Annotated in this window: 10 protein-coding genes; 2 read left to right on the forward strand and 8 right to left on the reverse strand. The window is 39.1% G+C overall.

Annotated elements, in window-relative coordinates; translation table 11 throughout:
• The first annotated feature begins 2 nt into the window (after positions 1-2).
• Together fliJ and FQZ95_RS06250 are read left to right on the forward strand one after the other, a co-directional pair.
• Complete coding sequence (gene fliJ, locus FQZ95_RS06245) at positions 3-437, forward strand: flagellar export protein FliJ (RefSeq protein ID WP_001248919.1); 435 nt, start codon at positions 3-5, stop codon at positions 435-437.
• A 2-nt stretch (positions 438-439) separates the two neighbouring features.
• Positions 440-835 (forward strand): adenylyltransferase/cytidyltransferase family protein, encoded by a 396-nt coding sequence (locus FQZ95_RS06250; protein ID WP_160530004.1) that lies wholly within the window; start codon positions 440-442, stop codon positions 833-835.
• Between the two features lie 8 nt (positions 836-843).
• Here FQZ95_RS06250 and FQZ95_RS06255 read toward each other — a convergent pair whose 3' ends face one another.
• The 8 genes from FQZ95_RS06255 to FQZ95_RS26925 form a co-directional block, all read right to left on the reverse strand.
• Complete coding sequence (locus FQZ95_RS06255) at positions 844-1,488, reverse strand: hypothetical protein (RefSeq protein WP_202384100.1); 645 nt, start codon at positions 1,486-1,488, stop codon at positions 844-846.
• A gap of 114 nt (positions 1,489-1,602) precedes the next feature.
• A complete protein-coding gene (locus FQZ95_RS06260; RefSeq protein WP_202384101.1) occupies positions 1,603-2,025 on the reverse strand; it encodes a hypothetical protein in 423 nt (140 codons plus the stop codon).
• A 140-nt stretch (positions 2,026-2,165) separates the two neighbouring features.
• Complete coding sequence (locus FQZ95_RS06265; protein WP_160530005.1) at positions 2,166-3,302, reverse strand: ISAs1 family transposase; 1,137 nt, start codon at positions 3,300-3,302, stop codon at positions 2,166-2,168.
• A gap of 300 nt (positions 3,303-3,602) precedes the next feature.
• Positions 3,603-3,989, reverse strand: coding sequence for a lysozyme inhibitor LprI family protein (locus FQZ95_RS06270; protein WP_160530006.1), 387 nt, complete (start codon positions 3,987-3,989; stop codon positions 3,603-3,605).
• Complete coding sequence (locus tag FQZ95_RS06275) at positions 3,990-4,832, reverse strand: pesticin C-terminus-like muramidase (protein WP_202384102.1); 843 nt, start codon at positions 4,830-4,832, stop codon at positions 3,990-3,992.
• A gap of 361 nt (positions 4,833-5,193) precedes the next feature.
• Positions 5,194-5,856: a hypothetical protein gene (locus tag FQZ95_RS06280; RefSeq protein WP_160530007.1), complete on the reverse strand. Its 663-nt coding sequence runs from the start codon at positions 5,854-5,856 to the stop codon at positions 5,194-5,196.
• A 19-nt stretch (positions 5,857-5,875) separates the two neighbouring features.
• Positions 5,876-6,109 carry a hypothetical protein gene (locus tag FQZ95_RS06285; protein WP_160530008.1) on the reverse strand — a complete coding sequence of 78 codons (234 nt, stop codon included), beginning with the start codon at positions 6,107-6,109 and terminating at the stop codon, positions 5,876-5,878.
• 39 nt (positions 6,110-6,148) lie between these two features.
• Positions 6,149-6,231: hypothetical protein (locus FQZ95_RS26925; protein ID WP_241955437.1), on the reverse strand; the 83-nt coding region annotated here is incomplete at its 5' end.

The following is a 6,231-nucleotide window of genomic DNA, read 5'->3' on the forward strand; positions in this document are numbered from 1 at the left end:
CTATGCGACAAATCATCGACACCCTCGCGCAATTGCAGCGCCTGCGGGATAAATCGGTCAAAGACAAAACCGTCGAGCTGGCAAAGCAAAAACAGATTTGCGCGGGCTATGACAACAATATCAAAGCGTTAGGCTACCTGGTGGAGAAAACATCTGCGGGCGCGGCGGCGTCGGTGGAATCGCTGAAAAACGTCAGCGGCTACAAAGGCACCTTGCGCAAAGTGATCGCCTGGCAGGAGCAGGAAAAAACGCTGGCTAACATCAAGGCTACGCGAATGCAGAAAAACCTGACGGCGGCGGCATGCGAAGAGAAAGTGGTGGCCCTGACGCTGGATGACAAACGCCGCGAGCAGCAAGAAAGTGCCACGGCGAAAGCGCAAAAAGCGGTGGATGACATCGCCGTTCAGTGCTGGCTACGGCACAAATTAGCGGAGTAGCCATGAAAACGGTCATCACCTTCGGCACCTTCGATGTGTTTCATGTCGGTCATCTGCTCCTTTTACAACGCGCCCGAACGCTGGGCGAACGGCTGCTGGTCGGCGTATCGTCTGACGCCCTGAACATTGCTAAAAAGGGCAGGGCACCGGTTTACCCTCAGGATGACCGCATGGCGATTATCGCCGGGCTGGCGTGCGTGGATGGCGTATTTCTCGAGGAATCGCTGGCGCTGAAAGCGGAATATCTGCGCGGTTACAGTGCGGATGTTTTGGTGATGGGCGATGACTGGGCGGGGAAGTTTGATAGTTTTGCGTATATTTGTGAGGTGGTCTATTTCCCCCGCACGCCGTCGGTGTCGACGACGGGGATAATTGAGGTGATTAGGGGAGGTAATTAATTAACTATTTAGTTAGCATTAAATTCTTTCCGGCGTGTTAACTCAAAGCGTCCTTTCACTATTTTGTAGCTTGCTTGCAGATATAGTTCTGATAGTGGATTCTTCTTAAGTGGAGTCATCCCATATTCGCCAGGTTCGTACGGATGGATAACATAGTTATTTATCACAATCGTATAGTCTGGGCTAATTTTAAAATGTGAAAAACGGATGATATCTTCGTAGCTAAAGAAGGTGCTAAGCAACAGGGAATCTAGAAGGATTCCTTTTCTGTCATAGCTATTCAGTTGGACATTGAGTAATGAAGTGTCACTTTCGCCGACGGTGTTATACATAATAAGTTGGAAGATATTATCTTTATCTTCGAAGTGACCCAGTTTGTAATAGCGAGTATCTTTAGCTATCCAGGGAGAGAGGAAATTCTTGCCTTTGACAGGGATGGTGATTTCTTGCTGATTGAATGGAATTGTTTGGGATTTTTCGGTTTCAGATAAGGAGAGTTCTGTAATTCCGTTGATGATGTTTTTGTAGTAATCTGTAAGCTGTGTGATTTTTGAAGAATCTAATGGTATTGTTAATATTTTGTTCTGAGTAATTGTACTGGTAGTAGTAATAAAAATAATAATTGATAGTAATGCTTGTGATGTTTTGTTCATATTTTTACGACCACAATGAAATAAATGAATTATCAGAAGTGTTTCGGAAGTAGTATTTTTGTTTTTCTATGCAAGCTGTTAAAGCCGAATAAGAGAGTCACCTCATATAAGGGGCTATCTCCTCAGAACGTGATCTTTTACTTTAAGTGATTCATATATATTCTTGTAAACCATAAACAAGGCTGAATCTCCTCTGCCTGTGAAAATAATAAAATTATTTTCTGGGAGAGTTATCTCTGCCTGAAAACATTGATCTACATGATATCCTGAATCATCATTGATTCGGCATAAAACAATTGCGTTCATGCCAACAAAATTTGGCGTAATATTTATGTTAGCTAATACGGGAATGCCTTCGCTTGCCGCCTCCCATCTCCCTTCATTGTTCACTGTGAAAAATTCGCTTCCCGTACGTGATATGTATTCACATACTTTAAGATATGTAGTTGTATTTTCATATTCTTTGCTAATAGATAAACAATCTTTGCTTTTAGTAATGAACCAATTAACAGGAACTTCAAACGTAACTTCATTCAAAGAGATAATCTTAAGATGGTCACTACCATAACTATTTTCGATGAAAAAACAAAAGAATATTATAAAAATTGATCTCACTTATTTTATCTCTAAAAGAATTTATTAATCATGTTGAAAGTAGAGTCAGGGTCAGGGCAAGATTACGAAACCCCGCAGCCCGCAAGGACTGTAGCCAGATAGCCTCTGTCCATCGCCGCTTTTCTCATCTTGCGCCGTAGTCCTGCTTTGAATACTGTTTCCTGCCGGAGAATATTCACAGCAATATGTCTTATGCCTGAAAATAATTCAGCAGCATTCCCTCTTCTGATTCGACAAACATCTTCGTTCATCGCTGTATCCAGGCACCAGTGCAGACGGTTTTCAATATGCCAGTGCTCTCTTATTGATCTTGCAAATTTCTCCGCACTTAAATCCGCTGAACTTATATAATAACGAACATATATCTCTGGTTCTTTCATCTGTGCCGCTATTTCTTCACGAAAAGATACCGCCACACATAATTTCTTTAACCCTTTCCATTCAAAGGTAAAAGCGAACAAATCATCAGGAATATCACTCACGATATGTAAGCGTGTTTCTTTCCTTCCATGTCCTTTTTCAGTTATTGAACAACTATCATAGTTTGGATTATTCAATTCTTTCAGTGGGAATTTTTCTTCAAACGCTTTCTGTAACCTGCCCTGATTCCCCTTAACTGTAAACAGATAATCTCCATCCTGAGATACAATTTTTTCAGCTATATCCTTCTGGCAACCCATCGCATCGGTGGTAATGATTTTTCCTTTAATATCCAAAAGGTTAATGAGTTCTGGAATGGCCGTAATTTCATTCGATTTCTCAGCCGTCTTCAGTTGCCCAAGAACAATACCATCCATCGCGCAAAATGCACTGATAACATGGATTGCACCACGTCTGCGACTTTTATCATAAGATCCACGAAGTGTTTTACCATTAATAGCAATAACACTCCCATCTTCTGATGTATGGCAATCTTGCATCCAGTTAATAAAACATTCATGGAATTTTTTAGGACTTATGCAGGAAACTACGCGAGCTATCGTATCATGTACTGGAATGCCATGTTCAAAATCGCCATACAGCTTTAAAAAATCAAGATGGGTTTCACCAAAATCCTGAACATCCTCCCAACCTTCAGCACCAGAAATAACAGCACAGATCGTCAAAAGAAGAATATCTGACAATTTATGTGTAATTTTCCATTGTTGTCTGTAATCAGGAATAATTGATATATGCGCCATTAATTTTTCGCTATCCATGTTTTATCTCCTTATTTTTCAGGAGATAGTTGATCATAACTAACAGCAAAATGGTAGTTTCCGTAGACAGCAAATCGTACATTATTTAAGCAAAAAATGCTGTTTTAATTGTGCAAAAAACATACTTCTGATGATCTTTCCCTGGTATAAACCCTAACTTGAAGATGTTTTTATATGCATGCGTTGTGTTATATATACTATACCTTCACAAGTTTAGACCGTTGTATGTTCTTTCCCTGGGAAAATATTGATTATATACTACATAAGTAATTGTACTGTTGGCTTTGAATGAAGTATTAATTATTGTGCTAGCACACGTTTAAGCTCTTCAATTCTTTTGAGTGTCATATCATTTTTACAGGAATACATTGATGTTTCATATGCCTGCGATTCATTATCTATCTGGAATGAGAAAACTGTACAGTTTGTATCTCTGAAGTTAATCCATGCTCTTTGTGATATCTTTATTTTTTGAACGAATTCAGAACCCACATTGGGGGCGGGAATATATTCTTTGTTTATGGCTGATAACAGGGTTTTATAGGTCTCATTAAGTTTTGCATCACTTTGTTCAAAAGTTTTTTTTGAGCAAAGAAATACTTGCTCAGATAATTGAATATTGTAACAGGGATCACTCGCCTGTAATGCGAATGGAGCAAAAAAGAGAAAGGATAGTAATATTTTCATTTAGTTTCTTTCCAGAAAATCGGCACGATGCCTACCCTGTTCATAACGTGAGATCCCTGGTGTATTCCTGATGTAATTGATCAACTCTTGTTTATCATTATTTGAGCCTGCAAGCATAGGTCTTGGTCCTTTTGTAAATCCTTGATAAACAAAATCTATGAGCACCTCCTGAATGGGTTGATCCAATTCATCCCAATGCTTTGCCGCAGTGGTGTCTGAAGTCCATCTGTTATAATTCCTAATAGTACGGGAAATATAATCAGTGTAAATGTGATTAAATAAATTTATCTGTTGTTCTTCTGTAATTTCGCCTATATCTCTTTTATTATTAGCCACGAAGGCTCCTGCTGCTGAACCTTTATATGATCTTGCTAACGATATTTTTCTCGCTGTATCGGCCTCAATACCTGCAGTGAGCATGTCCTGTAAAATACTTGATTCAGTGCGATCTCCCATATCATATCCTCGGCCTAAAGTGACCCCAGAGAATATAGTGCCAGGCCAATGTATTACTCTGCTATAATAAATGGAGCCAGGTATATTATTTCCTTCTGAATCATATGTTAGTTTCCCTCTCTCAATCAAGGAAGAAGAACCAACAGAAGAGCCAACAGAGGATCTTCTCACGAAAGGATCTCTGTTCAGCTTTTGCCATGTTTCTGGTCCTACAATACCATAATCATTTAACCCATTGTGCCGCTGGAATATTTTTACAGCATTGAATGTATCACTACCAAAAATACCGTCTTCAACAAGTCTTGATATAATCACATTTTTATTGAGTAATTGTTGTAGTTTGATAACATCTCTGCCTCTTGAAAACATCCTGAGTATTGCAGCCATATATATTACTCTGGTTAAAAATTGTTATTTGAATGAACGAAAGTAGTAAAGTCATGACTCATACCTTCATGATTTCATGTTTGTTATATATAAATATTCTGTTTTATATTTTTGTGCCTACGGCACACTGTATCCATCAAAAAGAAAGGATAAGATCCCACTGAAATAAGATCGTCAAATTGATCGAGAAAAAGTATCAACATGATGGGTTTTACGGTAAAAGTAATGTCGCGGTTTAAAAATTCATCATTTACCAAAGCCTTGTTGGGCGCGGGCTTTCATGTTCTTGCGGGCTTTCGTGCTCTCACCTTGCCTGCACACTGTAAGCGCTGTGGACTAATGAAATTTAAACCTCTGGGGATTATTCGGTGAACCATTTTTTGAAATCTTCTTCCGGTAAAAAATAATTCAGATACTGCCCTACAAAAACACGGTTAAGTTCATCTGAAACGTCAAAATAAACTCTGGCGTTCTCCAAATACTTCTGTTGCAGTCTATCATAATCACGGCCAGAAACTGTTACGCCAAAAATCGGTACTGGATTTTTCTCAGTACCATAATCCTTATCATTCCACTGCCTGTTATTTACGCGAACTATGAAGTAATGCCCATTCCCTGCCACCCTATTTCGACTATCATTATTTTCAATCTTGATCTTTTCAGTATTGTAAATGTCACTATAGTCAAACCCATCAAAAGTCAAAAGAACAAGATATTTGTTGTGTTTTTTTGAGAAAAATATAAACCGGTGAATAGTTTTATAGGCGCTGTGTTTTCTACTTACACCAATCCTATAACTCTCATAATTTTCTTTTGTTTCATCTCCCCGGTGAAAAGCGTCTTCATCAACTTCGTCGTCATATTCTGCTTGAGGAATATAAACTTCTGTCATCTTACTATCATTGATATAATTTGCTATCTGCTCCTGCGTAACGTTATTACCCTTAAAAAAGAATATATTAATAATAATGATGATGATCGGCATGATAACAAAAGCGCCAAAAACATAGCCAATGCTGCGCATAATTAAACCCTCTCTAAATTTATGATGTTTTGGCGTATATGCCTATAGCATTCCCTGAACTTTGGATATTATCCTGATCCGTTTCGTTAATCTTTTTAAGATCCTTTGCTACCCCATCTTCAAGATCCTTTTCCCGGCTTTTTATCAATTCATCAAATACAACCCCCCCAAGAGCAAAGAGCAATCCTTTTCCGGTTTCCTTACATAATTCGTTCCAGTTAATATGCTCTCCATAACCAGCAAAGCGACTCATTATATTATCCGCCTGAGCGGATGTCAGCCCAGGGAAAGATTACGAAAGCCCGCTCCCCGCAAGGACTGACGCCAGATACTTTCTGTCCATGGCTGCTTTTCGCATCTTACGTCTTAACCCTG

The organism is Escherichia sp. HH41S (assembly GCF_009820115.1).
Taxonomy (GTDB): domain Bacteria; phylum Pseudomonadota; class Gammaproteobacteria; order Enterobacterales; family Enterobacteriaceae; genus Escherichia; species Escherichia coli_F.